Genomic DNA, 3,206 nt, shown 5'->3' on the forward strand with positions numbered 1-3,206 from the left:
GCTGGTGGTGACGGTGTTTTTTCGCGCCGGCGCGCAAGGTTCGCTAGCCGCCTGTGCCGCTGATGGTTCCGCCGCCCTGGCGGCGCAGCGTGGCGCTGGAAAGGCGGGGCCGTCTGCACCGAAGTCCGGCGGGACCGTGTGCGAGAATCAATTGCATACATCTGTTGCCCATGCCTGAACTCCAGTCCCTGCCTGAACCTGTCGCCACCACTGTGGCGCAAGACGTCCCTGCGGCCCGCAAACGTCCCAAGCCGGGGGAGCGGCGGGTGCAGATCCTGCAGGCGCTGGCCGGCATGCTGGAGCAACCCGGCTCGGAACGCATCACCACGGCCGCGCTGGCGGCGCGCCTGTCGGTCAGCGAGGCGGCTCTGTACCGGCACTTCGCGAGCAAGGCGCAGATGTTCGAGGGCCTGATCGATTTCATCGAGCAATCGGTCCTCACGCTGGTGAACCAGATCATGGAGCGCGGTGCGCAGTCCGACACCTCGGGCACGCAGCAGGCCGCGCGCATCGTCGCCATGGTGCTGCAGTTCGGCGAGCGCAACCCGGGCATGGTGCGCGTGATGGTGGGCGATGCCCTGGTGCTGGAGAACGAGCGCCTGCAACAGCGCATGAACCAGTTCTTCGACAAGATCGAATCGAGCCTGCGGCAGTGCCTGCGCCCCGCCGCGCAGGCCGCCGGGGCCGATGCCCCTACGGTGGATGCCCAGGTAAGAGCCGCAGCGCTGTGCGATCTGGTGCGGGGGCGGCTGCAGCGGCATGCGCGCTCGGGCTTTCGGCGCGCGCCCAGCGAGCACCTCGAGGCCACGCTCGCGCTTCTGCTCTGACCCGCTGTCCCTGACCGGCTGCGGGTCCTGCTGCCTGGGTGATGCCAGGCATTCCAGACGTTCTACTTCCCCGAAGCGCGCCAGACCGGCCGGGCTGGCGGTGCCGCTTGGTGCAGTCGCACTGCGTTGCTTCGTCCCACCGTTCCAGCGTTGCGCGCGCTGCTAGGGGTTTTCCCGGTGCAGAGCCCCTCATCGCCCCGCGGGATGGGCAGGCCCGGCGTTTTCATGCAAAATAGCACGATCGTTCGTTTTATTTTTTCCATGCCGGTCACCCCCCTCCCATCCCGCTCCGTTCGCTCCGCCAGCACCCGCGAAGGCCGCGCCTTGCAAAAGGGCCAGCAGACCAAGGCGGCGATCGTCGAGGCCGCGCTGGGCCTGGCCACGCACATCGGGCTGGAAGGCCTGTCGATCGGGGCGCTGGCGGACGTGACGGGCATGAGCAAGTCCGGCGTGTTCGCCCATTTTGGTTCGCGTGAGGAGCTGCAGATCTCCGTCATCCGCGAATACCACGCGCGCTTCGAGCAGGAAGTGTTCTACCCGGCCGTGTCCGCCCCACGGGGCCTGCCGCGGCTGCGGGCCCTGTTCGGCAACTGGATGAAGCGCACCTCCATCGAAATCGATTCGGGCTGCATCTACATCAGCGGTGCCGTGGAGTTCGACGACCGCACCGGCCCCGTGCGCGATGCGCTGGCCAGTTCGGTGCTGACCTGGCTGGCCGCCATGAAGCGCGCCATCGACCAGTGCAAGGAGCAGGGCGAACTGCGCGGCGACGTGAATGCCGAGCAGATGCTGTTCGAGATCCACGGCCTCATCCTGGCGCTGCACTACGAGGCGCGCTTCCTGCAGACACCGGGCTCCATCGACCGGGCCAATGCCGGCTTCGACAGCATCCTCACCCGCTATGGCGCACCGCCGCCCGCGCAGGATTGACCGACCCGTTTTGCTTTTCTCTCTCCCTCTTTCCTTTTCATTTCCCACCCTTTCCATCCAAGGAGCCCCCCATGCCGACCTACACGCCGCCCCTTCGCGACATGCAATTCGTACTGCACGAGGTGTTCAAGGCGACCGAAGAACTGAAAGCCCTGCCCAAGCATGCCGACGTGGACGTGGACACCATCAACGCCGTGCTGGAAGAGGCGGGCAAGTTCGCCACGGGCGTGGCGTTCCCGCTCAACATCAGCGGGGACGAGGAAGGCTGCACGCTCGACAAGGCGACGCACGAGGTGACCACGCCCAAGGGTTTCAAGCAGGCCTACGCGCAGTACGTGGAAGGCGGCTGGGCGGCCCTGAGCTGCGAGACCGAATACGGCGGCCAGGGCCTGCCGTTCGTGCTGAACCAGTGCCTGTATGAAATGCTCAACAGCGCCAACCAGGCCTGGACGATGTACCCCGGACTGTCGCACGGCGCCTACGAGGCGCTGCATGCGCACGGCACGCCCGAGCAAAAGAAGCTCTACCTGCCCAAGCTGACCAGCGGCGAATGGACCGGCACCATGTGCCTGACCGAACCCCATTGCGGTACGGACCTGGGGCTGCTGCGCACCAAAGCCGAGCCCGTGGCGGGCGCGCCCGAGGGCACCTACAAGATCACCGGCAACAAGATCTTCATCAGCGCGGGCGAGCACGATTTCACCGAGAACATCGTCCACCTCGTGTTGGCCCGCCTGCCCGATGCGCCCAAGGGCAGCAAGGGCATCAGCCTGTTCATCGTGCCCAAGTACCACGTGAACGCCGACGGCTCGCTGGGCGAGCGCAACCCGATCTTCTGCGCCGGGCTGGAGCACAAGATGGGCATCCACGGCAATGCCACGGCGCAGATCGCCATCGACGGCGCCATCGGCACCCTGGTGGGCCAGCCGCACAAGGGCCTGCAGGCCATGTTCGTGATGATGAATGCCGCGCGCCTGGGCGTGGGCAACCAGTCGCTGGGCCTGACCGAAGTGGCGTTCCAGAACGCGCTGGCCTACGCCAAGGACCGCACGCAGATGCGCAGCCTGTCGGGCACGAAAGCCAAGGACAAGGATGCCGATCCGATCATCGTGCACCCCGACGTGCGCAAGATGCTGCTGACCGCCAAGGCCTATGCCGAGGGCGCCCGCGCGCTGCAGATCTACTGCACGCTGCTGCTGGACAAGGTGCACAGCCACCCCGACGAGAAGGTGCGCCAGGAGGCCGACGAACTGGTGGCGCTGCTCACGCCCATCGTCAAGGCCTTCATCACCGACAACGGGCACATCGCCACCAACGCCTGCATGCAGGTCTTCGGCGGCCACGGCTTCATCAAGGAATGGGGCATGGAGCAGTTCGTGCGCGACAACCGGATCAACATGATCTATGAAGGCACCAACACCATCCAGTCGCTGGACCTGCTGGGCCGCA

3 protein-coding genes are annotated in these 3,206 nt (G+C 66.3%); all 3 read left to right on the forward strand.

Features of this window, described 5'->3' with window-relative positions; genetic code table 11:
• The first annotated feature begins 170 nt into the window (after positions 1-170).
• Positions 171-827, forward strand: a complete 657-nt coding sequence (slmA, locus tag AC27KI_RS21560; RefSeq protein ID WP_487115750.1) for a nucleoid occlusion factor SlmA — start codon at positions 171-173, stop codon at positions 825-827.
• 261 nt (positions 828-1,088) lie between these two features.
• Positions 1,089-1,757 carry a TetR/AcrR family transcriptional regulator gene (locus tag AC27KI_RS21565; RefSeq protein WP_272569803.1) on the forward strand — a complete coding sequence of 223 codons (669 nt, stop codon included), beginning with the start codon at positions 1,089-1,091 and terminating at the stop codon, positions 1,755-1,757.
• Positions 1,758-1,828: 71 nt separating this feature from the next.
• On the forward strand, positions 1,829-3,206 hold a 1,378-nt coding region (locus tag AC27KI_RS21570), incomplete at its 3' end, for an acyl-CoA dehydrogenase family protein (protein WP_487115752.1).

The organism is Acidovorax sp. KPB24-03 (genome assembly GCF_057546605.1).

Bases quoted from the DNA above. Each gene is read 5' to 3' on its own strand.
- slmA (WP_487115750.1), top strand. From the start codon at position 171: ATGCCTGAACTCCAGTCCCTGCCTGAACCTGTCGCCACCACTGTGGCG.
- AC27KI_RS21565 (WP_272569803.1), top strand. From the start codon at position 1,089: ATGCCGGTCACCCCCCTCCCATCCCGCTCCGTTCGCTCCGCCAGCACC.